Source organism: Streptomyces sp. NPDC052079 (genome assembly GCF_040680275.1).
Taxonomy (GTDB): Bacteria; Actinomycetota; Actinomycetes; order Streptomycetales; family Streptomycetaceae; genus Streptomyces.
In genome coordinates, this window is record NZ_JBFAWL010000034.1 from 1 (window position 1) to 23,251 (window position 23,251).

A 23,251-nucleotide genomic window follows, 5' to 3' on the forward strand; every position below is an offset into this window, starting at 1 on the left:
CCCGCGAACTGACGGGAGAATCCACGCCAACCTGGCGAATCGAAACGGACATGACTGCCACAACAGCCTGAACGGTGATCAGACGCTCTCTAAGAACTCCTGACAATCGAGGTGGTTGGATCGCTGCGGCAACGATGATCCAGGGGCGTGGGGTGGCGCGGCCGAAGCCGTGGGAAGTCGTGAGCTTCCGCGGCATCGCTACCCGATATGACAAAACCGCCACCTCCTAAGCGCCGGGCTGGGCCGGCACCCGTTCGAGCTTGCAACGGCATCGAGCGCCGGGGCACCCGTCCACCAGTGGCACTCCCCGCACTACGCCCTCACTCAGCAGTCGTAGCTCTTGAGCGTCTTCGAGGCACCAGTGGCCGACTTCAGGTAGTCGTTCTCCGACTTCAAGCTTTCGTTCTCCGCCGTCGGCTGCACCGGGCTGAGCAGATGCCGATCCGGGCGATCGCACGACATCTGGGCATCTCGAAGAACACCGTCAAGCGGGCCCTGGCGAACGATCGGCCGCCACAGTACCGGCGGCCGGCCAAGGGCTCGGCCGTCGAGGCGGTCGAGGTGCAGATCCGAGAACTGCTGCGGGAGACCCCGACGGTGATCGCCCCCGGCGCGGCGGTGGCTGGGGCGGCGTGTGCGGTCGTCGGGGTGAGGAGGGCGCGAGTACGGCGGCCGCGGCGGCTGTGGTGCGAGCCGTCGGCGCGTCCAGTGGGCCACCTAAGGTTCCGTGCCGTGGTGTACAGGGCCACAACCTGAGCGCGGCGCCGAACTCCTCCAGGGCCTGGCTGAGGCGCCCGTCCTCCCGGTGCTCACGGGCGCGGGCGACCCGTTCGGTGAACGTGCGGGCGTCGAGGCGCCAGCCGTCGAGGGAGAGGCGGTAGCCGTCCCCGGCGAGCGTGAGCCGCTCGGCCATGTCCGGATGGATCCCGCGCAGGTCGGACGCGACGTTGCGGATCTGTTTCGCGGCGGTGGCGGGCGCCCGGTCCTCCCACACGGTGTCGATCAGGCGGTTGAGGGAGAGGGGTTCGCCATCGGCGAGGAGCAGGGCACCGAGGACCGTCTGGCGCTTTCTCCCGGACAGCCCCAGGCGCTCCCGACCACACCACACCTCCAGCAGACCCAAGACACGACACTCCAACACGAGCCCTCATGCCTCCAAAGCGTTCATGAGCGGTCCAGGAACAGTTACGTTGGTGATTTTCGGCAACCCGTGCTCCCCGGCTGCTGAATTTCGGACACCGCCCGGGAGCGGGCGAATTGGTTGCGGAGGCGGTTGTCGACGGTGGACGACCTGTCAGGATGACCCAAACCCGTCACCGGACCGTCCCGTCGGGCCGCACCGGCCGGAAGAGAGCAGGCGTCCCCGCCGCGGCGGGGGATGACCAGCGGGAGACACCTGCCCGGTCCGTCGCCGGCGGCTAGGCGCGCCGGTCGGTGTCCGTCAGCGTGTGCCCGCCTCCGGCACCACTGCGTCCCGCGCCTGCGGGGCGGCCGTACCGCCCGGCGCCCCCGAGGCGACCGGCTCCGCGGCGCCCCGCTCCCGGTCGGGGGGCTGCGGGTCTTCCCGCTGGACGGAGGGCTTCATGGCCCGGTGTCCGCTGACCACGGCGAGAAGGGCACCGCCCAGCATGACCACGGCCGCGCCGCCCTGCGCCCAGGTGAAGTACTCCCCGAGGAAGGCGAAGGAGAATAGGGTGCTGAAGAGCGGGACGGCGAACATCATCACCGAGGCGGTGGACGCGCCCACGTCCCGGATGCCGCGGACGTACAGCAGGTAGGCCACGGCGGTCGGGCCGATCGCCATGTGGACTGCGTTGAGCCAGAACCCGCCCGACAACTCGCCCCACTGGACGCTGCCGAAGTGTGGCACGGCCATCACCGCGAGGGCCAGGGAGCCGGCGACGGTGGAGTACGTCACCGCCTGCACCGGGTCCATGCCGACCACCAGCCTGCGGTTGAGCAGGGTGTACACGGACCACACGGCGGCGCCGACGAGAAAGATGGTATCGCCCATGAGCCGGTCGGAGCCGCCCGCGCCGCCGGCGGTGGTGGTGGCGACGAAGAACAGTGCGGCGCCGCCGACGCCGATCCCCAGTCCGGCGATACGCGCGGGCCGTGCCGACTCGTGGCCGCTCAGGATCAGGACGAGGGACGTGATGACCGGTGTGAGCGCGGGGAAGATCACTCCGCCGTCGCTCGACGGGGCCATGGTCACGCCCCAGAAGAACAGCGCGTTGTAGCCGAAGACGCCGACTATCCCGGCCACGCAGGCGCCTAACACTGCCTTGAACGGCGGGCTCTGCTGCGGTCGCCGGACCAGGGTGATCAGGAGCAGTACGACGGCGCCGCCGCCGAACCGGAACAGGGCCGCGACCTCATGTGGGACATGCTCCGTCGCGTACTTCGACGAGGGGAAGGCGCTGCCCCACAGCACCATGGCGAACAGGAGCCAGGCGTAGGCTCCGAGGGGTTTGGTCTTCATGTCGCATCACGCTCGTTCGTCTTCTCGAATCCGGTGGCCGGCCCGGCGGGCGTGCCGATGGGCAGTCAGCCGCCGCCCAGGGTTTCGGCGATGACGCCGTGCACCCGGGAGGCATGCGTGAAAATGGCGAAGTGGTCGCCTTCCAGTAGGTGCAGGGTGAACTGCTCGGTCGTCTGCTCGCGCCAGGCGGCCAGATGGACCACGGTGGCCCTCGGGTCGTCGGTCGCGGCGAACGCGGTGAGGGGGATGTCCAGAGGTGGTTCCGGCGTGTACCGGTACGCCTCGCTGACCGCGAAGTCCGCGGTGAGCAGCGGGTGGAGCCTGCGCAGCATGCTCGGGTCGTTGAGCACCCAGTCAGGGGTGCCGCCGTGGTGCCGCAGGATGTCCGCCAGCTGTTCGATGGTCAGTTCCTCCAGCTGGGAGGAATGCTCCCCGACCTGGGGGGCGCGACGGCCGGCGACGAAGAGGTGCACCGGCGCCGGCGCGCCCATGCGCCGCAGTTGCCGGCACAGGTCAAACGCGCAGATCGCCCCGGTGCTGTGTCCCAGGATGGCGTACGGACCCTCGACGACGGCCGCGATGTCCTTGGCGAGCGCGGCCACTAGCGGGCCCACCTCGCTCAACGGTGTCTCCCGCCTGCGGGTTTCGCGGCCCGGCGGCTGGACAGGGCACAGGCCGATCCAGTCCGGCAGACCGGTGCCCCAGGCCCGGTAGGCGGAAGCCCCCGCGCCCGAGTGCGGCAGGCACAGCAGCCGGACGTCCGCCTGGTCGGCGGCGCCGAAGGGCAGCCAGGGAGTCGTGGTGCGCTGCGTGCTCATGATCCTCTTTCTCCGTGTCGATGCTTGGTCGGGAGCAGCCGTGAGGGACCTGGCGGAGTGGGCCCGTGACTCGAGGCGGTGACAGCCATGATCTTGGCAGCTAATTCAGGAAGGCTCCACTAGGACCGAAACTCCTGCGATAGATTGGCCATCATGCCGAATTTTGACGAGATCAATCGCGGTCTGCTTCTCGAACTGCAGAAGAATGCGCGCCGCTCCAACCGGGAGCTGGCGCGCACGCTGGGCATCGCCGACTCGACGTGCCTGGAACGGGTGAAGAACCTGCAGCAGAGCGAGGTGATCCTGGGGTACTCCGCCGAGGTGAACCTGGACGCGCTGGGCCGCGGCCTGAAGGCGATGATCGCGGTGCGGATCCGCCCGAAGAGCCGGCACGCCGTCGAGTCCTTTCGGGAGTTCGTGCTCGGCCTCGACGAGGTCTTGGACGTGTTCGTGGTGTCGGGAAACGACGACTTCCAGGTGCTGGTAGCCGTAAAGGACCCACAGCACCTGGAGGACTTCGTGCTGGACCGTATCGCGCAGTTCCCGTCGGTGGCCGACCTGAGCGCCTCCCTCATCTACGAACACCTGCCGCGTCGCCCGGTGGAGATCCTCGCGCCCAAGCCGAAGCCACGCCGCCATGCCCGGCCGTGGACCTGACGGGCGCGGGGCCGGAGCGTGGATGTGGCGGGCGGGTTCAGCGCACGGGACGACCGGCCCGCCGGTCCGCCCGGTGCATGAACGACGCCATCAGCCCGGCCGCGTCGGCCGGGTCGGTGAAGAGCGCGTAGTGGCCGCCGGCCGGCAGCACCGACAGCTCTGCCCCCGCGACCAGGGCGGCGGCGCGCTGGGTATGAAGGTGACTCACCATCTCGTCGTCCTCGCGCGCGACGAACAGGGACGGTACCCGCAGCCGGGCACAGGCCGCGACCGGGTCGTAGTCGTTCGCCGCACGGATGCCGTAGGCGAACCGGGTCAGCGCCTCGACGTCCTGCCGGTAGGGCCGCGTGACCATCCGCGTCAGCTCCTCGTCGAGAAGACCGAGCACGGCCGCCTCGTTGCCCCGTGGCCGTACCGCCTCGTGGTAGAGAGGATCGTCGGGTGCGTGACGTGCCGCGACAGCTCCGGAATGTCCAGGTGCCGGTCGTAGTTCATGCTGTTCTTGAACACCGAGCGGGACGTGTCCTGGTTCTTGACGCGTACCTCACGCAGGATCTCGGCCGCCTCGTCGGGCTCGTACAGCTTGACCGGGCCGGTGAAACCGTCCCGCATGAACCGCGTGATGCCGTCCTTGATGTCCTCGGGGACGATCGCGTCGTCGGCGATCGCCGCGCCGGAACCTACCGGCCCGATCTGAGTCTCGGTCATCGTGAGATCACGCCCTTTCAATGATTCCTGAACTCGTCGAAGCCGTCCCGGCACACGGCCAAGAACGATCACGGCAAACACGGAACGCCGAATGCTCCGTTGTGGCATCGACCGGATTACAGGAACATGCGGTTGCCTTTCGTGGACCATCCTTCGCGGACCTGTCCTCGCCCGGTCCTCATCACGTCCTCGCAGGTGCGGGTTGACAGCCCGTCATCCGCCGTCCGATGCTGACTTCACGACCCATCGGAAGCTTTTTGCTCACCGTCCCCCGGGTGGATTCCGCGGCACACAGAGCGAGGAGAGCTTAATGGCCCGGCCGGAAACACCCGTCAACATCGATGAAAAGCTCGCGAAAGTGACCGGCCTCTGGTCGCCGAAAACGGTTCTCGAGGCGAACGGTCTCGAATTCAAGGCGGTCAAGGTCCAGGGCGAATTCGTGTGGCACAACCACCCGGAGGGTGACGAGCTCTTCATCGTCGTGCGGGGCGAGCTGACCATCGATCTCGAGGACCGGGCGAGTGCGGTCGTGCGGTCCGGGGAAATGTTCGTCGTGCCGCGCGGTGTCCATCACCGGCCGCACGCCGAGCGAGAGTGTGAGATCGTCATCATGGATCCGCCCGGGGTCGTCAACACCGGTGAGGCGACCAGCGATCTCACGGCCGACGAGGAATGGATCTGACGGCCCCTCCCGGCCGGCCGCCAGTGGAAACGGCGCGGGACGGAGGGTCGCGTGCCGGCCGGGCCACCCGGCGTCATCGGATCCATTCGCCCTGCTACAGGTCGAGACTAGCCTCGCGCTTTCACGAAGCGGGCTGTCCGACTGGTGATCATGACAGCAGAAAGTGCCTCTGACCAGCGAGAATGAGGATTGCTGAGGTTCTTGTTCCCGCCACCGCCGGAGGCACTTTCCAGGTGAAGAAGCGTATCGGGTCCTATCCGCGTGTCCGCGTCGAGGCGGCGGCCGCGGAGTGGTTTCGCAGGCCGGGGCGGTGCTGCTGGTCGAGACGGCCCGCAAGTCCGGCCTGGAGGCGGCGATGTCAGCGGCGCTTGAGCCATGGCGGAAGGCCCGAGCGGTGCACGATCCGGGCACGATCCGGGCACGATCCTGCTGGATGTCGCGCTCGCCGTCGCGCTGGGCCTGGACTGCCTGGCCGATGTGGCCCTGCTGCGAGCCGAGCCGGCCGTGTTCGGGCCGGTGGCCTCCGACCCCACAGTCTCCCGTGCTGAGACGCTTGCGCTGAGATCTCCGTGCTGCGGCCCCCGGCAGCGACCGCCCGCGCCGAGCCGGCTTCGAACCTCCGTGCTGCGGCCCCCGGCAGCGACCGCCCGCGCCGAGCCGTCCGTGCTGTGTTCCGTGCTGCGAGCGCTTGGGCTTCGAACCTCCGTGCTGCCGCCCCCGGCAGCGACCGCCCGCGCCGAGCCGTCCGTGCTGTGTTCCGTGCTGCGAGCGCTTGCGCTTCGGGCCTCCGTGCTGCGGCCCCCGGCGACCGCCCGCGCAGAGGCCACCCGCCCTACTCCACGCTGTCGTCCGGCCGTACGGCGATGTGGTCGGGTTCCAGTTCAAGGGCGACGCGGTCTCGCATGTTCAGGGCGCGGGTGTACTCCGCGGGGAGTTGGAGGCGGCCCGCGCGGTCGAGCATGGCGTACTCGCGGGCGACCACGGTTTCGTGGCCGGTGACGGCGTCGACCTCGCTGCGTCGCAGCACCTCGGTCGACGTACGGCCGTCGCGGATGGCGACCGTGCGGCGGACCTCGCCCGCCACCGCCTGGTCGTGGGTGACGATCACGATGGTCGTGCCGAGCTGCTCGTTCGCGGTGCGGAACGCGGCGAAGATCTGCTCCGCGGTGTGGGAGTCCAGCTCGCCGGTCGGCTCGTCCGCGAGCAGCACCGAGGGGTCGCCCGCGAGGGCCACGGCGATGGCCACGCGCTGCTGCTGCCCGCCGGACATCTCGTGCGGGCGGCGGTCGCGGCAGTCGCCGACCTCCAGCAACTCCAGCAGCTCCCGCGCGCGTTCGGCGCGGGACCGGCCGCGGCGGCCGGCCAGCTGCATCGGCAGGGCGACGTTCTGCGCCGAGGTGAGATACGGCAGCAGATTCCGGGACGTCTGCTGCCACACGAAGCCGACGACGTCACGGCGGTAGGCGAGGCGGTCCTTCGCGGACATGGTGAGCAGGTCCCGCCCGGCCACGCGGGCCGCACCGGCCGTCGGGGTGTCCAGGCCGGCCAGGATGTTCATCAGGGTGGACTTGCCGCTGCCGGACGCCCCCACCAGGGCCATCAGCTCCCCCTCCCGCACCAGGAGGTCAAGCCCCTGGAGCGCCTGCACCTCCACACCGTCCGCGGTGAACACGCGCACCAGACGGTCGCAGATGATGAGCGCGTCATGGCCGTAGGACGGGCGGTCGCGGTCGGCCGTCACACGGTCGGCGAGTTCGGCAAGCGTGGGGTTCGAGGTCATCGGGAGCCTCCTGCGGGGAGAAGTCGACGCGGCACGGGGGCGGGCGGAGGCGGGTTCACCTGGCATCGCCTGCTCTCAGCTCCCGCACCGAACCCTTGCGCCCCGACCACCAGGCCTGCGCCGCCGCGATCCCGACGGACAGGGCGACCACGGCCAGCGCCGGCACCGCCAGCGACACCGGATCGGTGCGCAGCGCCGCCCGCCCCGCCGGCGACGAGGACGCGGAGACGGCGATGGTCGTCAGATCGATGCCGGGCGCCAGCAGCCGGACGGCGGCCCAGGCCGTGAGGGTGCCGCCGGCCGCCGCGAGCAGCGCCTGCGGCAGGGACTCCAGGACGAGCAGTCGGCGGCCCTGCGCCCGGGTGAGGCCCATGGTCCGCAGCCGGGCCAGCAGCGCGGCGCGTTCGGGGGCGGCGCGCAGCAGGGTCAGCAGCAGCGCCAGCACGGCGTATCCGGTGCCGGCCGCCACCGCCGCCGCGTAGACGCGCTCGGCGCCGGACTGCAGCGGCGAGTCGACGAACGCCGTGAGCCGCTCCGAGCGGATCTGGACCCGCGCCGCATCGCCCGCCGCCTTGCGCAGCGCGCCCGCGTCCGGGTGGCCGGTCACCAGCAGCGCCGTCGGCCGGGCGGCGGCCGGGGGCAGCCCCGACCGGTCCACGACCAGGAACTCCTGCCCGGCCAGCACCGGCGTCCGTTCCCGCACCGCCACGATCCGTACGGTGATGCGGCCGCCGTCCTCCAGCCGCACCGGGAACGGCCGGGTGCCGTAGCGGTCGGCGACGTCTGGGGACGCCAGGGCGGGCAGGACCTCGGCATCCCCGCGGGAGGCGCCGGAGCCCCCGGACGTCTTCAGTTCGTCCGTGTCGAACGTCCCGATGTCCGTGTGCCGGGCGAGGGCGGCGTAACCGGCCGGGTCGACACCGGCCACCGGCACGGACAGCCGGCCGTCGGAGGGATAGGCGTAGTAGGAGACGCTCACGGCGGTGACGTCCCGCACGCCCGGTGCGCGCCGGACCTTCCCGGTGAGCTCCGCCGGCAGCGTCCGCAGCGCTTCGAGGCGGGCGTCGGCGCCGACGGCGGCCGTTGCCGCGCGGTCCCGGGCGTCGGCCACACCGGCGAGGACGGAACCGCCGAAGGCGGCCGTGGTCAGGGCGGTCAGCAGCGCCAGCAGGGGCAGCACGGCGGAGCCCGGCGCACGGCCCGCGCGGGCCAGCGACAGCGGGCCGACGACCCCGCGCAGCCGCCCGGCCGGACGGGCCAGCCCGCGCAGCGGCAACGGGTGCAGACGCACCAGCACCAGGGCGGCGATCATCCCCAGCAGCACCGGGGCCAGGGACACCAGCTCGTCCCCGGACGCGGTCCCGCCGTCCGACGTGCCGCGCGTGCGCAGCGTCACCACCGCGCCCACCGCCAGGGTGAGCAGCGTCAGTTCGGCGACCGTGCGCCGCCGGGACGGGCGGGCCGACACGAGGTCGTCACGGGCCGCGTGCACGCGTACCGCACGGTGCGCGGCGACGGCCCGCAGCGGCAGCGCCACGCAGGCGAGGAGGGCGACGGCTCCGGCGGCTGAGACGGCGTACGGCAGCCGGGGCCCGGGGACCGTGAGCCGGGCGGCGGCCAGTCCCAGCGAGGCGGCGGGCACGGCCACCACCGCCGTCTCCGCCAGCAGCCGCCCGGCGAGACCGCGCAGGGAGGCGCCCCGGGCCCGGAGCAGGGTGAGTTCGGCGCGGCGCCGGTCGGCGGCGAGACCGCCCGCCATCAGCAGGACGACCGCCGCGACCGTGCCGGTGCCGAAGGCCGCGACGGCCACGACCGGGCCGATGGCGGAACGCAGTCCGGCGTACTCGCCGAACACCTCGTCGAGCGAGGTCTCCGCCAGCAGCGGCGACGAGACCGCGGTGCTCGCCCGCTGGAGCAGCGGGCCCGCCTCCAGGGAGGCCACGGCCGCCTTCAGCTCCGGCAGGTCGTAGCCGTGCAGGGCGGAGGGGTAGGGCGCCAGCATCCAGTACCGCTCGGGCATTCCGACCGTGCCCAGGAGGGCCGGGCCCGCGTTCGGGTGGAGCAGCAGCGCGCCGATCCAGAACTGGTTCCGCGACGGGTCGTCGGGGCGGGTCGTCAGGTTCGGGCTGTGCATCACGCGTGTCGTCGACCAGTACGCCTCTCCCGGGGAGAGCGGTTCGACGATTCCGGTGATCCGCACCGCGAGCGGGTCGCGTCCCACGGCGGGCACATGGAGGACGGAGCCCACCTCGATGTTCAGCTTGCGGGCCGTCTCGCTGCTGACGGCCGCCTCGACGGCCGTCGTCGCCGCGGTGACGTCCTCCGGGGCCTTCGGCAGCCGGCCCGCCGCCGGCCGGGAGTGCTCGGCGAGCCCGCTCTGGGCGATGAGGTGGAACTGCGGGGCCACCGCGTCCGGCTGGGACAGAAAGGGGTCCGGGACCTCGACCCGCTGGGTGGTGCGCACCCCGTAGGACGACTGGCCGGCGTCGACCGGGAGGGAGTCCCCGGGCAGCGCGAGGATCTTGACGTACGGTTCGCGCGCTGCCTCCTCGCGGAGGCCGGCCTCCCGCATGTCCTGCGGCATGACGACGTTGTCGTGGGAGGTGTACAGCTGCACGGTGGTGCGGGCGGGCCCGGCCACCTCCATCGACCGGCGCAGCCCCGCGTCGCCGTACCGGTCGACGGCGAGCGGCAGCGCGGCCGCCAGGAACGCGGTCATCGCGACCAGCACCGCGAGCGCCACCGAGGCCCCGGGCGCCGACCGCAGCCGCGTACGCACCCAGGGAGCGACCGCGCGGGGCCGTCTCGCACGACGTACCGTCATGTCACTCGCCTCCCCGTTCGCGCAGCGATGTCACCGGGTCCGCCCGGCGCAGCGCCAGTACGGCCGTGATCAGCAGCGGGACCGCGGCCACGGCGGCCAGAAGGGCCGCCACCCGGAGGACGGGCAGCTCCACCAGGACCTCGGGCACCGGGCGGGTGGCCTCCGCGGTCAGCATGACCAGGGGGATCACGGCGCGGGCCAGCACCGCGCCGAGCGGAACGCCCACCGTCAGCGCCAGCCCGACCAGCACCCCGTGCTCGACGAGCACCACCCGGGCCAGCCGCCGCCGGGAGGTGCCGAGGGCGCGCAGCACCGCGAACTCGGCGGACCGCTCGCGCAGCGAACCCGCCGCGCTCACCGCGAACCCGACGGCCGTCAGCGCCGCCGCCGCGAGGGCCGCCGCGCCGAACGCCGTGCCCGGCCCGGCGCCGAACGGGTCGTCGCGCAGCGCCTCGGCGATCTCGTCCCGCACCACCACCCGGGACGGGTCCACCTCGGGCCGGTCGCGCAGCGCCGCGGCCACCCGCTCCGTCCCGCCCGGCCCGGTCGCCAGCCACCACTCGTTCGGCGGCAGGCTCTCGTCCCGGCTCTCCTGGAGCACCCGGTTCACGGCCCGCAGGTCGACCAGCAGGGCGCCCCCGTCCGCCTTTCCGGCGGTCGGCGTGGACGGCAGTTCCCGCACCGACCGTACGATCCGTACCGGCACGGTGGCCCCGTCGATCCGCACATCCAGCCGCTGCCCGGTCCGCGCGCCCGTGGACTCCAGGTAGCGGTCCGTGGCCACGGCAGCGACCTCGGAGACCGCCCGCTGCGGGACCCGGAGGCCGATCGTGAGCGGCGAGGGCTGCCAGGCCATCTCCGTCGGGACGTATCCGGTGCCGTACGTGATGGTCGCCGGGTCGCCCGGGACCGTTCGGGGCCGGATCGGGCCCGTCTCCTCGCCGGGGAAGGACACCGGGCCGTCCGCGCGCGCGGACAGCTTCCACTGGGACGGCAGCGGCAGCGCACGCTCCCGGCCGCCGGTGTCCGTGGCGGTAAGCGAGGCGAGGGTGAGACGGTGCCGCTCGCTCTCGCCGACCGGCTGCAGCAGGTCCAGCCGGAGCCCGGTCACCGTCAGCTCCCCGGGTGGCGCCTCGGCGGCCTCCGTCAGGTCGAGGGTGAGCGTGTGCGGCCGCCCATCGGTGCGCAGCGCGCCGAGGCCGAGCGTGTACGGGACGCCGGAGGAATCCTCCACGGTGGCACTGACATCGACCGCGCTCTCCGGGTCCGCGCCCCGCATCCGGGCGGTCAGCGCCAGGCGACCGGTGCCCGCCGGGACGCGGACGCCCGCCGAGGCGCCCTTCGGTGACAGTCCGGCCACCATCGCCCGCACCGGCTCGGACGCCAGGTCGGGGCGCATCAGCATCGTGTCCGCGGCGTGCGCGGTGTCCAGGGCGAGCACGGTCGCGGTCCGGCCGGCGGACAGCGGCAGGCTCGTGCGGACGGCCGGGGCGGCCCGGCGTACGCCCGGTACGGCCGCGTACACCTGGGTACGGCCGAACGCGCTCTCCCCGCCGCCCAGTACCCGCAGCCGCGCGCCGGCCCGGAAGTCGGCCCGGTCGTCCTGCGAGCGCTCCCAGGAGGAGCCCTGGCCGATCGCCAGCATGCCCAGCGCCACGGCCAGCACCAGCAGCAGCACCGGTCCCGCGCCGCGCATAGGGCGGCGGCCGAACTGCCAGCCCGCCAGCGCCCCCGGCAGCCCCCGGCCCGCCGCCGCCCGACGCTCGGCGAGCCGGGCCAGCGGCGGCAGCAGCCGCAGGGTCAGTACCGTGCCGGCGAGCAGCGCCAGCGCCGGGGCGACCACGAGCAGCGGATCGACCCCGAGGTCCTCGCCCACGGCCCCGGAGGGCCGGCGGCTCAGCTGCCAGTACGCCACACCGGCCACCACCAGCAGGCCCACGTCCGCCCCGGCGCGCACCACGCCCGGCAGCGGTGTGGCGCGGCCCGCCCGGAAGGAGGAGGTGAGCGCGGGGCCCGTGACGGCCAGGGCGCAGCCGAGTGCCACGCCCGCCGACACCAGCCACAGCGCGCCGTTCCCGGCGACCGTGCCCATGGAGGCGTCCAGGCGCAGCCCGATCCGGGCCAGCGCGCCCTGTCCGGCCAGCAGCCGGGTGAGCGGTCCCGCCAGCAGCGGGGCACACGCCGCCGCGGGCACGGCCAGCAGCAGCGCCTCCAGGGCGGCGAGCCGGGCCACCTGGGCACGGGAGGCGCTGCGGGCCCGCAACAGCCGGGTCTCGCCCGCCCGTTCGGCGCTCAGCAGCCGGGCCACCAGCAGCAGGGCGCACACGGCGAGGAGGGCCAGCTGGAGCGCGATGATCAGCAGTGTGGAGCGGGAGACGAGCAGGGAGCGCTCGACGCGGTCCAGCGTGGCGGGCAGCTCGCTCCTGGCGGTCGCGGTGCCGCCCAGCGCCTCGGCCTTCGGCAGGGCGGCGGTGCCCTCGCGGGCCGCGTCGCGCAGCGCGTCGACGCGGTCGCCGGTCATCGTCGAGAAGTCGGCCGAGGCCAGCCAGCCCGCCGCGGCCGTGCCGACCCGGTTGTCGGTGAACGCGGCGGGGTCGGTGAGCAGGGGGCCGTACGTCGTGAAGTGGAGCGTGACGATGCCGCGGCCGTTCAGCTCGTCCAGCCGCCAGTACGGTGCCGCGGCGTTCACGGGGCGGTAGACGCCGGTGATGCGCACCTGCGCGGGCGGGCCCTTGAGGCGGTTGTCGAGGGTGAACGTGGCGCCTGGTGCCAGGTTCAGGGCGCGGGCGGCGGCCTCCGGGAGGGCGGCCTCGATCTCCGGGCCGGTGTGGTTTTGGGGCATCCGGCCCTTGGTGATCCGTACCTGGGTGCGGTCCAGCGCGGCGAAGTGGGTGAGGTCGGGTTCGTCCGTCTTCGCGTGCTCGCCCGGTGGGCGCAGGGAGCTGGGCAGGGCATATGGGCCGGAGCGGGTGAGTGATTGCAGGGTCACCGGGAGGCCGTCGAAGGACTTGCGGGCGGCTTCGCGTACGGCGGTGTCGGCGGCGGTGCGGCCGGCCGCGGGGATCTCGGCCTCGACGGCGAGGGTGGTGTCGGCGGCGTGGCGGGGGTCCGACAGGGCGTGGCGCAGGGCGGCGTCGCCGATGGTGGTGGAGTAGGCGGTGAGGGTCGCCAGGACCGCGGTGGTCAGGAGGACGGTGAGGAGGGCGGCGGCGAGGAGGGGGCGGTGGGTGCGGGCTCGGGCGAGGACGAAGCGTGCCGGGCTTGGTGCGGCAGTCACTCAACCCCCCGTGGTTGTCCAGACCTCCGGGTGATGTTGTCAGAGGGGGTGGGGTGGGGGTAAGCGGGTGGTGTGCGGGCTTGACCCGACTGTGATCGGAATGCGGTGGGGGGTGGTCGGTATGTGATCGTCCGGTGGGGTGTGGCCGTCAGGGGTTTTCGCCCCCGCCGCCCCTTCCCGTCCCGTCCCCGGGGGCGCTGCTCCCGGGTCCCCGCTCCTCAAACGCCGGAGGGGCTGGGTTTTGCCGGGGGCGCTGCTCCCGGGTCCCCGCTCCTCAAACGCCGGAGGGGCTGGGTTTTGCCCGAGGGGGTTGAAGCAGGCGTCAGTCCGGGGAGTTGATCATGGTGGCCGCTGCGTACGTGAGGTACTTCCACAGGGTTTGTTCGTGTTCCTCGGGGAGGTTCAGCTCGTCCACGGCGTCGCGCATGTGCTTCAGCCAGGCGTCGTGGGCCGCGCGGTCGACCTTGAAGGGGACGTGGCGCATGCGCAGGCGCGGGTGGCCGCGGGTCTTGCTGTAGGTGGTCGGGCCGCCCCAGTACTGCATGAGGAAGAGCGCGAGCCGCTCCTCGGCCGGGCCCAGGTCCTCCTCGGGATACATGGGCCGCAGCAGCGGGTCGTTCGCCACCCCTTCGTAGAAACGGTGGACGAGGCGGCGGAAGGTCTCCTCCCCGCCGACCTGCTCGTAGAAGGTCTGCTCCTGAAGCGTGCCGCGCCGAATCTCTGTCACGCCGTCCATGGTCTCAGACACCACGGCGTAGGACTCAAGGCCTCAGTACGGTGGAGCCATGGGCGGTGGCCGGGACCCCGAGGCGTGGGAGCGTCTCGCCGCGGATGCGCGGGCGGCGCTGGTGCGGGAGATCGACGCGAGCGGGGCCTTCGACGCCGACCCGGTGTGGCGCGAGGCGTTCGCCGCCGTACCACGCCATCTGTTCGTGCCGTACTACTACGTGGGTGCCGTCGGCGGGTACGAACGCCGGTGGGGCGAGCACCCCGATCCCGGCGCGCGCGAGCGGTGGCTGCGCGGCGCCTACGAGGACACGCCGCTGGCGATCCGGCTGCGGGACGGCGAGCTGCTCTCCTCCAGCAGCCAGCCCTCCCTGATGGCGCTGATGCTCGTGGGTCTGGACGTTCGGGACGGGCAGAAGGTCCTGGAGATCGGCACCGGCAGCGGCTACAACGCCGCCCTGCTGGCCCACCGGCTCGGCGACGACGACCTGGTCACCACCGTCGATCTCGACCCGGAGATCACCGAGTCGGCCCGCCGGCACCTCGAGGCGGCCGGGCACCGGCCCGCCGTCGTGACGGGTGACGGCGCCCGAGGAGTGCCCGCCCGCGCTCCCTACGACCGGATCATCGCGACCTGCGCCCTGCCCTCCGTTCCGCGCGCCTGGCTCGCCCAGTGCCGTCCGGGCGGCCGGATCCTCGCCCCGTTCGCCACCGGCCTGGTCGTGCTCACCGTGCGCGACCCCGGGCACGCCGAGGGCCGCTTTTTGCACACGCCCGCGTACTTCGTACCGCTGCGCGGCGCGGGGCGGTCATGGCGGGACCAGCCGGATCTGGAGGGGCTGCCGCCTGCGGCCAGCAGGAGCGATGTCTTCCGGTTCCTGCTGGCGCTGACCGCCGGCGCCCTGGATCCCCGGCAGGCGTACGACCTGTGGGAGAACGAGGGCAGGCCGCAGCGCGAACGCTACGGCCTGACCGTCGGCCCCGAGGGCGACCGCGCCTGGCTGGACGACCCCGCGGGGCCGCATGTCTGGCCGGTGCCTGCTGTCTAGCTACGTGGTCAACCCCGGCGGATGGTGATCGTCGTCCAGGCGCCCACGTGGACGCGGTCGCCGTCCTGGAGGGGGACCGGGACGAACGGCTGGATCGGCTCGTCCGAGCCGTTGACCGTCGTGCCGTTCGTCGAGTTCTGGTCGACGACCGCCCAGGTGCCGTCCGGCTGCTGCACCAGCACCGCGTGCTGGTGCGAGACGCCCGGGTCCTCCGGCGGCGTGGACAGATCGATGTCGGGGACGTCGCCCGTGGAGTGGCGGCGGCGGCCGATCGTGATCTGGTTGCCGGTGAGCTGGCGCTGCTGCTCGGGCGAGTACGCGGGCAGATTCAGGCCCGCCGCCTCGGGGCCCGAGCGGTGCATCATCGCCATGAAGTAGTCGCGGTCCGGACCGATGGTCGCGGTCCAGGTCGCCGGGCCCTGCGGGGGGTGGGGCTGCTGCGGGAAGCCGCCGGGCCCGGGCGGCGCCTGGGTGCCGCCGGGCTGCGGGTAGCCGTAACCGCCGCGCTGACCGGGGCCGTTCGGGCCACCGGGACCGCCCGGCGGGGGGATCACCCAGTCGTCGTCACCGCCGCCGAAGGACGGCCCGCCCTGCGGCGGGCGGCCGGTCTCCTGGGGGTATCCGGGCGGGGACGGCGGTCCGCCGGGCTGGAACGCCTGCGGAGCACCCGGGCCGCCGTGGCCGCCAGGGCCGGGCGGGGGCGCCGGGCGCGAGGGGTCGCCGCCGAAGCCGGGCGGGCCCGGCGGAATCGGCTCGGCGGGCCGGTTCATCTGCGACGGACGTGAGCCCTGGTAGTCGTAGGAGTCACCGCCGCCGTACGACGGGCCGGGCGGCTGCTGCTGGAAGGGTCCGCCCGGACCGGGGGCCGGCGGACGCGGGGCGGCCGGGGTGTACGACGTCGCCGTGTTCGTCAGGAAGTTCCAACGGCACTCCTCGCAGAACGGCGCACCGCCCTCACGTGGCGTACGGCACTGCGGGCACAGCTCCGCCCGGCCACCGGGGCCGCCGTAACCGCCGCCGGGGCCTCCGGGGCCACCGGTGGGACCGCCGGGCGGCGGGAATCCGTAGCCGCCGCCACCGGGCGGCGGAGGCGGGGGAGGAGGTGGGGGTACGGCACCCGCCATGCGGTGACCGCACACCTCGCACCAGTCGTCGGAACCCGACTGGTGTCCGTTCGGGCAGGTCGGCATGTCGGCGCTTCCCCCTCTCCTTGTCCGGCCGGTTCCGACCGGATTTCTCCAACCCCGAGGGGCCAGGCTCGATCACTTACAGATATTTACAGCTACTTACAGGTACTTACAGATCACTTCTTCACGCGAACGGTCTTGGTCGACCGGGTCTCGAGAGTCATCTCGTCGGCCTCCTCCACCTTCGCCTTCAGTCGCACAGTACCGGTCGCGGCGTCGACGACGTCCACCACCTTCGCAAGCAGTTTCGCAGTATCCGCGTTGCCCGACGCACTCGCGAGCTGAACGGCACGGCCCAGTTTGGCCGTTGCTCCATCGATATCTCCCTCTTTGCGCAGATCCAACCCTTGCTGGATGACGTGCGCCAGTTCGGCCTGCCCGGTGTAGTGGGCGACCTGAGGGTTGATCGACGTCGAGGCGGCCATGTCGTCGGTCCACACCGCCCGCACCAGACCCTGCGCGCCAAGGTTCTGCACGCTGCCCCCGGGCTGCGGAATGACCAGCGAGACCCGGGCCGCCAGCATCTCCTGGCCGATGCCGGCGGGCGGGACCTCGACGCAGACGTGGTAGTCACGGGACTCGTCTCCCCAGGAACCCAGCGGGTAGTCGCCCGCTCGCGGGCCCACCTCGGTGCGGCGGCCGGTGAGTTCCTCGACCGTGGGCGCGACCTGCTTGACGAACTTCACGGTCGTACCGACCGGCGTCCACAGCCGCAGCGAGACGTCCGCGACCTCCTTGCCCATCGCCGTCTCCATCATCCGCGTGAAGTCGGCGGCGAGGCCGGCCGGGTCGGCGACGATGTCGGCGGTGCCGAGGAGTGCGGAGGCGATGGCTGTGACTTCTTTCACTTCCCAGTCGGTGCCCACCCCGCGGGCGTCACAGGTGAACCGTCCGGCGCAGGCGTCCAGGGCCGCCTTCAGATCCTCGGGCGACTCGTGCTCGTTGCGGCCGTCGGTGAGCAGGATGCCGTGCCGGATCGCCACGTCCGCCGACGCCAGCATCCGGTCGGCCAGCCGCAGCCAGGTGCCGATCGCCGTGCCGCCGCCCGCGCCGAGCTTCCGCAGCGCCTGCTTGGCCTGCTCACGGGTGGTGGCGTCGGCGACCGCGAGCCCGCCGCCACCCGGGTAGACCTCCCTGGCCACATGGGTGCCGCCGACCACCGCGAAGTGCACGCCGTCGCGCAGGGCGTCGATCGCGGCGGCCGTCGCGTCGCGGGCGTTGCGCATCTTGGTCGGCGGGTAGTCCATCGAACCCGAGGAGTCGACCATGAGCACCACGGCCGCCGACGGACCCTCGCCCGGCGCGTACAGGTGGGGCGCCGCCAGCGCGCTGCCGATGGTGCCGCCGCCGGTCGCCGTCACCGTGACGATGGCGTTGACCTCGCGGCCGCCCTCCGGCAGGAACTCGTTCTGGTACACGTCCACCGAGAACTGCGGCACGTTCGATTTCGAGAAGTTGGCCATGCCTGTTCGATCCCCCTCGGATGCCCCGGCTGCGCGGGGCGACGACGGCTGCCGGACCGGTCCCCTCCGGTCCGTTGAGGCCTCCCGGTACAACGTGTCCCGCACGCGGCCTCAGGCCGATCCTGCCCCCTGCGGGACGGCCGGGAACGGCACGAGGGCCACTGTTACGTTGTCGTGGCCCCCGCCGTCGAGGGCGTGACCGACCAGCACCCGCGCACCGTGCAGGGGGCGCACGGCGGCGTCGGCGGGGACGATCTCGGCCATGTCGTCGGCGGACTCCGCGTAGTTCCACAGGCCGTCCGTGCAGACCACGACCACCCCGGGCCGGTCCGGCTTGAACGACGCGGTGTGCGGCTCGAGTTCATAGGCGTCCGCGCCGAGCCAGCCGGTGATCGCGTGGGCCCGGTGGTCGGCGTAGGCCTCGGCCTCGCCCATCAGGCCCGCGGCGACCATCTGCGCGGCCCAGGAGTCGTCCTCGGTGAGCCGGGCGGCCGGGGCGGAGCGGTCCACCGGGACCCAGTAGGCCCGGCTGTCGCCGACCCAGCCCACGACCAGCAGGCCCTGCGTCACCACCGTGCCGACGATCGTGCACGCCGGGGCGTTCTGGTGCGGGCCGTGCTCACGGGCGGCCGGGTCCGGCTCGTCGGCCAGCGCGTTGACCGCGTCGGAGGCGGCGATGATCGCGTCGTGCATCGCCTGCTGCGGGTGCGTGCCGCGCGGCAGGGCCGCGAGCAGCGACTCGCCGGCCGCACGGGACGCGGCCAGTGACGCCTCGTCGGGACGGGTCGCCGAGGAGACGCCGTCACAGACGATCGCCACCGAGGCGGGCGAACCGTCGGGCAGCGTGGTGGTGCCGACGCCGAACGCGTCCTCGTTGCGATGGTGGCGCAGTCCGCGGTCGCTGACCGCGGCCAACGGTCCGCATTCCTGTTCCATGTGGTCCCGTTCGCGCGGCTGGGCGTGGCCGCAGTTCTCGCAGTAGCCGTCGTCGTCCACCCTGCCCGCACGGCAGGCCACGCACACCGTGGCGCCGGCGGCCTGCCGGACCGGCTCGGCGGTGACCCGAGGGTCGGGCGCCTGGAGCGGGTACTCGTCGGGCTGAGCGGGCTGGTGAACGCCGCCGGGGCGAGGGTCCGGGGCGGCGGTGGGGGCGGGGGCCTCGGCCGGTTCCGCGCGGTGGTCGAAGCGCACACCGGCCGACGGGGCGGGCGCCGGTGCGGGCGGGGGCGCCGCGGACGGGGGCGGTGCGACCGGGGCGCCCTGGGGCGGCGGCGATACGGCGGTGCCCTCGGCCGGGGTTCCGGCGGCGGGGGTTCCGGCGGCCGGGGCCGGCCGGCCCGCCTCGCCGGACAGTGGGGAGCCGTTCGAGTCCGTGCCGGGGACGTCCGCCGGCCGGTGGGCCGGAGGGCCGTCCACGGAGCCGTCGTGGCCTGGGGCCGGCCAGGCCGGCGCCTGGGGCGGCACCGAGCCGTTCAGGGCGATCGTCGGCTCGTCCCTGGGCCGGGCGGGAACCGCGGACAGGTCATATCCGCACGCACCGCAGAAACGATCACCCGACTCGAGGGGCTCCTCGCAGCTCGGGCATTTCGACAGAGCGGCTGCCTGCTGAGGCATCTGCGACATCAACTACACCCACGTCCGGGGGCGGTAACGATTGGCACGTTCCACCAGGTCGATCCTCTCCTCGCCGCTCCGCGCCAGCCGGGCCAGTGTGCGGTACGAACGCTCCAGGCCGAAGCGCAGACCACGCTCGTCCAGGCCGCTGCCGAGCAGCGTCCGTCCCCCGGCGGCGGGAGGGGCGGAACCCCGGCCCCCGGAGAGTACCCAGTCCAGCCCGCAGCCCAGGACCTCGGCCGACAACAGCTCGCGCCGTGCCGGATCCAGTCCGTACGCCTCCAGGGCCTCGACCTGTCCGGCGGCGGCGGTCAGGTCGTCCAGGAACGGTACGTCACCGGCGGCGGCCGTGCGTCCGCGCAGCCGCGCCCGGACGGCCGCCACCCGCGCGGCCGTGTAGTGGATGGAGGACTCCGGAACCGACTCCAGCGTCCGCACCGCGGCACCGCGGTGCCCGGCCGCCAACTGGACCCGGGCCAGCCCGAACGCGGCACTCACATAGCTCGGATCGGTCGACCACACCAGGCGGTAGTACTCGGCGGCGTTGTCCAACTGGCCCAGCACCTCGGCGCACAGACCCAGCGCCAGCTTCGGCGCGACCTCCCCCGGGAAGGCGTCGTAGATCGCGTCGAAGGCATGCGCGGCGCCCTCGTGGTCGCCGGTGACGAGCGCGGCGACACCCCGGTACCAGACCACCCGCCAGTCGTCGGCATCCTGCTCCTCCATGGCACGCAGCGCCTCCAGCGCGGTGGCCCACTCGCCGGTCTCCAGCCGGGCGCGGATCTCGCGCAGCCGGGTCTCGGTCGACGGGGCGGGCGCCGCGGCCAGCGCGTTGATCAGCTCACCGGGCGCGGACGTCAGCAGGCCCGCGAGGAATCCGGCGTTGGGGTCGGAGGGGTGGACGTGCGGCACGGGGAGCGCCAGCGCCGCGGGGGCGCAGTCGACCGGTTTGACGAGGGCGGTGGGTGGTGCGGGGGCTGCGGGGGTCGCCGGGGTCGCGGGTGCCCTGGTGCCCAGGCGGGAGACGTCCCCGTTCAGGGCGGGGAACAACTCCGTGTCCGTCACCCGGAGTTCCGGGCCGAACAGCGGCGACAGCGCCGGACGGGCCCGCCCCGACTGGAGCGAGACGACCTCGCGCAGCACACCCGTCAGCTGCTCGGTCATCTCCTGCGCCGAGGCGAACCTGCGGGCCGGGTCCGGGTCGGTGGCACGGACCAGGAGGCGGTAGAAGGACTCGTACTGCCGGAACACCTCGATGTTGTCCGGGTCGGGCAGCGAGTCCACGAAGACGCTGGTGTAACCCTGGAAGTCGAACGTGAGGACGGCGAGCGTACGGGCCACCGTGTACAGGTCCGACGCCACCGACGGCCCGGCGTCGGCGACCTCCGGTGCCTGGTAGCCGACGGTGCCGTAGATGGCCGACTCCTCGTCGTCCATCCTGCGCACCGCGCCCATGTCGATGAGCTTCAGCTCGTCCTCGGTCTGGATCGCGTTGTCGACCTTGAAGTCGCAGTACAGCAGGTTCCGACTGTGCAGATGGCCGAGCGCCTCCAGCGCCTCGATGCCGTACGCGCACGCCTGCTCCACCGGCAGCGGGTCCCGCCTGCCCTCCGGGGTGCGGCGGGCGTTGGCGATCTCCTTCAGTGACTTGCCGCCGACGTACTCCATGACGATGTAGCCGTCGAGGGAGCCGGTGCGCTGGTCGAGGTGCTCCACGAAGTTGTAGATCCGCACGATGTTGGCGTGCTCGATCTCCGCGAGGAACCGCCGCTCGGAGATCGCCGCCGCCATCGCGTCCTGGTCGCCCGTGTCCAGCAGGCCCTTGAGGACCACCCAGCGGTCCGAGACCGCCCGGTCCACGGCGAGGTAGATCCAGCCCAGACCGCCGTGCGCCAGACAGCCGACCACCTCGTACTGGCCGTGCACCACGTCCCCGGACCGCAGCTTGGGCACGAACGAGTACGGGTGGCCGCACTTGGTGCAGAAACCCTCCGTACGCCCCGGCCGGCCGCTGCGGGCCCGGCCTACCGGCGCCCCGCAGTCCGAACGCGAGCAGAACCGCTTGCGTTCGGGCACCTCGGGGTTGTCCGGCACCATCGTGCGCGGATCGGGGCGCGGGATCGGCGGCACCTGCACCAATCCGGCGCCGAGCCGGCCCCGGCTGGAGGAGCCGGCAGCGGCGCCGGAGCTGCGCACCGACACCGAGCGGCCCGACGTCCGGCCCGAGAGCGAGCGGGAGAGGCGTCCGGAGACCGAACGGCGGGATTTCGACGACTGCGACGACTGTGACGACGTGCGGGAACTGTGGCCGCTGGAACGAGAGCTTCCGGAGCCCCCGGAGCCCCCGGAGCCCCCGGATCCCCTGGATCCCCGGGAGCTTCCGGGGGTCGAGCCGCCCGAGCCGTGGCCGCCTGCCGTTAGGCCGGTCGGGGGTGAGGCGACCAGGCCGGTCGGCGACACGGCCGGGGCCAGACCGCAGGTGTCGCAGTACAGTTCGCCGCCGCCGACGTCCTCGTACGTACCACCGCACTCGGGGCGCTGACAGGCACCCGGCGCCTCACCGGCGTCGGGCTGCTGGTTCTCCGGCTCGCTCATGACGCTGCCTCCCCCTTCTCCCCCTTGTCGCTCATGCGTCCGGCCCCCTCCGGTCGTCCGGCCCGCCCTGGCCCGGCACCCGCGGCGCCCCGCCCAGCTGCTCCGAGGCCGCCTGCTGGTAGCGCAGCACAGCCTGCTCGGCGGCGCGCAGATCGCAGGGCGCGCTCCACAGCATGCGGCGCGCCTTCTCGTACCGCTCCACCAGCAGGGGATCCTCCGCCAGCCCGTGCCGGGCCACCTTCGCCTTGTACGCGTCCAGTCGGCCGCGCAGCTCGGCACGGACCGCCAGCGGCGCCGTGACCGCGGTCAACGACTCGCGGGCGCGCAGCAGTTCGTCCTCCGCCTTCTGCTCCAGGGATTCCAGGAGGGGTGACAGGCGGTGCCACTGAGCGTGCCGGCGGTACTCGGCGGCCGTCGACAGCTGCTCCTGCAGCGCCGTCGGCGGGCCGCTGACCACCGGCACCTCCGTCGCCGCGATCTTCGCCAGCACCTCGCCGCGCGCGGTGCGGGCCTCGGCGAGCGTGCGGTCGGCGCGGGACAGCACGTCGCGCAGCCTGACGATCCTCTTCTCGGCATCCTGACGTACCGTCAGCACCGCGTCGATCTCCCGGCGTACGTCCTCGAGTGCCCGTGCCTCACGGTCGTAGACCGTGGTGTCGGGTTTGCCGCCGCCCGGCGCCGAGCTGCCTTCGGCGGGTTTCCAGAAGGCGAGCGGGTCGGACACCACCTGCTCGCGCAGCTTCGTCAGGGTGCGGGTGATCCGCTCCAGGTCGTCGCCCGCCGGGTGCTCGCCCGGGCGGACACCCACCGAGTGCGCGAGCCGGCTCGTGCGCTGGAGCTCGGCGGCCAGTAAATCGATCCTCGCGGGCAGCGCCGACCACACCGCGTCCGCGGCCACGACCATGTCCAGCGAGGCCGCGTACAGCTCGTTCATACGGTCCACCAGGGCGGCGAGCGAGTAGCGCTCGCTGAGCCTGCCGGGGTGGCCGCCGTGCAGGGTGGGCGCGTTGGCGGTCGCCGCCGCGCTGCCCGCCACCGTCACCGACTCGCCGCGCAGCAGCTCCGTGAGCTCCACCAGGTCCTCCCGGCTGGACCAGCGGCGCCGGGAGCGGATGTCCCGCGCGGTGCGCAACGCGTCCGTGTACGCGTCGAAGTAGATCCACAGCAGCGTGATCGACGCCTCCGTGGACTTCCAGCGCTCCTCGGTGCGGCCGGTGAGCTGCGCACCCTCCAGGAGTCTTCGGCCCGCGTGGTCCTGCAGGGCGAGGAGCGAGGTCTCGATCGCCTCGTGCTCCGCGCCGAGCCGCGCCAGCGCACGGTCCACCTCGTCCCGGTCCAGTACCGGCCCGGTGGGGTCCGTGTCGGCCATCGATCACCTCTCGCTGGGGA

At 73.1% G+C, this 23,251-nt stretch carries 18 protein-coding genes and 2 pseudogenes; 5 read left to right on the top strand and 15 right to left on the bottom strand.

The features are described 5' to 3' along the window. Window positions 1–324: 324 nt before the first annotated feature. Window positions 325–462, bottom strand: coding sequence for a hypothetical protein (locus tag AB0L56_RS29675; protein ID WP_365428713.1), 138 nt, complete (start codon window positions 460–462; stop codon window positions 325–327). Between AB0L56_RS29675 and AB0L56_RS29680 the strand changes: the two genes are divergently transcribed. Further along, window positions 418–756: a hypothetical protein gene (locus AB0L56_RS29680; protein WP_365428801.1), complete on the top strand. Its 339-nt coding sequence runs from the start codon at window positions 418–420 to the stop codon at window positions 754–756. The genes AB0L56_RS29675 and AB0L56_RS29680 overlap by 45 nt on opposite strands. On the opposite strand, the pseudogene AB0L56_RS29685 reads toward AB0L56_RS29680, so the two are convergent. The 3 genes and pseudogenes from AB0L56_RS29685 to AB0L56_RS29695 all read right to left on the bottom strand — a co-directional run. Continuing rightward, window positions 749–913: pseudogene (locus tag AB0L56_RS29685) on the bottom strand (hypothetical protein); the annotation flags it as partial. The gene AB0L56_RS29680 and the pseudogene AB0L56_RS29685 sit on opposite strands and share 8 nt — an antisense overlap. A 528-nt stretch (window positions 914–1,441) precedes the next feature. Beyond that, window positions 1,442–2,482: a DMT family transporter gene (locus tag AB0L56_RS29690; RefSeq protein WP_365428716.1), complete on the bottom strand. Its 1,041-nt coding sequence runs from the start codon at window positions 2,480–2,482 to the stop codon at window positions 1,442–1,444. A gap of 65 nt (window positions 2,483–2,547) precedes the next feature. Next, the gene (locus AB0L56_RS29695; protein WP_365428719.1) at window positions 2,548–3,300 is read right to left on the bottom strand and encodes a thioesterase domain-containing protein; all 753 of its coding nucleotides are present in this window, start codon (window positions 3,298–3,300) and stop codon (window positions 2,548–2,550) included. Window positions 3,301–3,453: 153 nt separating this feature from the next. Between AB0L56_RS29695 and AB0L56_RS29700 the strand changes: the two genes are divergently transcribed. Beyond that, entirely contained in the window at window positions 3,454–3,957 is a 504-nt protein-coding gene (locus AB0L56_RS29700; protein ID WP_365428722.1) for an Lrp/AsnC family transcriptional regulator, read from the top strand. Between the two features lie 37 nt (window positions 3,958–3,994). On the opposite strand, the gene AB0L56_RS29705 is transcribed toward AB0L56_RS29700, so the two are convergent. Together AB0L56_RS29705 and AB0L56_RS29710 are read right to left on the bottom strand one after the other, a co-directional pair. Then, on the bottom strand, window positions 3,995–4,345 hold the full coding sequence (locus AB0L56_RS29705; RefSeq protein WP_365428725.1) for an alpha/beta hydrolase: 351 nt from the start codon (window positions 4,343–4,345) through the stop codon (window positions 3,995–3,997). Then, window positions 4,318–4,665: a hypothetical protein gene (locus AB0L56_RS29710; protein ID WP_365428728.1), complete on the bottom strand. Its 348-nt coding sequence runs from the start codon at window positions 4,663–4,665 to the stop codon at window positions 4,318–4,320. Before AB0L56_RS29710 ends, AB0L56_RS29705 begins: the two co-directional genes overlap by 28 nt. 310 nt (window positions 4,666–4,975) lie before the next feature. Between AB0L56_RS29710 and AB0L56_RS29715 the strand changes: the two genes are divergently transcribed. Both AB0L56_RS29715 and AB0L56_RS29720 read left to right on the top strand, forming a co-directional pair. After that, a complete protein-coding gene (locus AB0L56_RS29715; protein WP_365428731.1) occupies window positions 4,976–5,347 on the top strand; it encodes a cupin domain-containing protein in 372 nt (123 codons plus the stop codon). Window positions 5,348–5,580: 233 nt separating this feature from the next. Continuing rightward, a pseudogene (locus AB0L56_RS29720) lies at window positions 5,581–5,890 on the top strand (transposase); the annotation flags it as partial. A 289-nt stretch (window positions 5,891–6,179) separates the two neighbouring features. On the opposite strand, the gene AB0L56_RS29725 reads toward AB0L56_RS29720, so the two are convergent. The 4 genes from AB0L56_RS29725 to AB0L56_RS29740 all read right to left on the bottom strand — a co-directional run bounded on the left by AB0L56_RS29725 (window position 6,180) and on the right by AB0L56_RS29740 (window position 13,964). Continuing rightward, window positions 6,180–7,127, bottom strand: a complete 948-nt coding sequence (locus tag AB0L56_RS29725; protein ID WP_361023354.1) for an ABC transporter ATP-binding protein — start codon at window positions 7,125–7,127, stop codon at window positions 6,180–6,182. Between the two features lie 55 nt (window positions 7,128–7,182). After that, on the bottom strand, window positions 7,183–9,951 hold the full coding sequence (locus tag AB0L56_RS29730; RefSeq protein WP_365428736.1) for an ABC transporter permease: 2,769 nt from the start codon (window positions 9,949–9,951) through the stop codon (window positions 7,183–7,185). Window position 9,952: 1 nt separating this feature from the next. Next, complete coding sequence (locus AB0L56_RS29735; protein WP_365428739.1) at window positions 9,953–13,228, bottom strand: ABC transporter permease; 3,276 nt, start codon at window positions 13,226–13,228, stop codon at window positions 9,953–9,955. A gap of 322 nt (window positions 13,229–13,550) precedes the next feature. Continuing rightward, window positions 13,551–13,964, bottom strand: coding sequence for a globin (locus AB0L56_RS29740; RefSeq protein ID WP_365428742.1), 414 nt, complete (start codon window positions 13,962–13,964; stop codon window positions 13,551–13,553). Between the two features lie 49 nt (window positions 13,965–14,013). On the opposite strand from AB0L56_RS29740, the gene AB0L56_RS29745 reads away from it, so the two are divergent. Then, a complete protein-coding gene (locus AB0L56_RS29745) occupies window positions 14,014–15,003 on the top strand; it encodes a methyltransferase domain-containing protein (protein WP_365428745.1) in 990 nt (329 codons plus the stop codon). An 8-nt stretch (window positions 15,004–15,011) separates the two neighbouring features. On the opposite strand, the gene AB0L56_RS29750 is transcribed toward AB0L56_RS29745, so the two are convergent. The 5 genes from AB0L56_RS29750 to AB0L56_RS29770 all read right to left on the bottom strand — a co-directional run bounded on the left by AB0L56_RS29750 (window position 15,012) and on the right by AB0L56_RS29770 (window position 23,231). Then, window positions 15,012–16,193 carry an FHA domain-containing protein gene (locus tag AB0L56_RS29750; protein WP_365428748.1) on the bottom strand — a complete coding sequence of 394 codons (1,182 nt, stop codon included), beginning with the start codon at window positions 16,191–16,193 and terminating at the stop codon, window positions 15,012–15,014. A gap of 113 nt (window positions 16,194–16,306) precedes the next feature. Continuing rightward, window positions 16,307–17,653: a VWA domain-containing protein gene (locus AB0L56_RS29755; protein ID WP_365428751.1), complete on the bottom strand. Its 1,347-nt coding sequence runs from the start codon at window positions 17,651–17,653 to the stop codon at window positions 16,307–16,309. A 111-nt stretch (window positions 17,654–17,764) separates the two neighbouring features. After that, window positions 17,765–19,276: a PP2C family serine/threonine-protein phosphatase gene (locus AB0L56_RS29760; protein ID WP_365428754.1), complete on the bottom strand. Its 1,512-nt coding sequence runs from the start codon at window positions 19,274–19,276 to the stop codon at window positions 17,765–17,767. A 3-nt stretch (window positions 19,277–19,279) separates the two neighbouring features. Then, window positions 19,280–21,862, bottom strand: coding sequence for a tetratricopeptide repeat protein (locus tag AB0L56_RS29765; RefSeq protein WP_365428757.1), 2,583 nt, complete (start codon window positions 21,860–21,862; stop codon window positions 19,280–19,282). A gap of 31 nt (window positions 21,863–21,893) precedes the next feature. Then, window positions 21,894–23,231 (bottom strand): hypothetical protein, encoded by a 1,338-nt coding sequence (locus AB0L56_RS29770; protein WP_365428760.1) that lies wholly within the window; start codon window positions 23,229–23,231, stop codon window positions 21,894–21,896. Window positions 23,232–23,251: the final 20 nt, after the last annotated feature.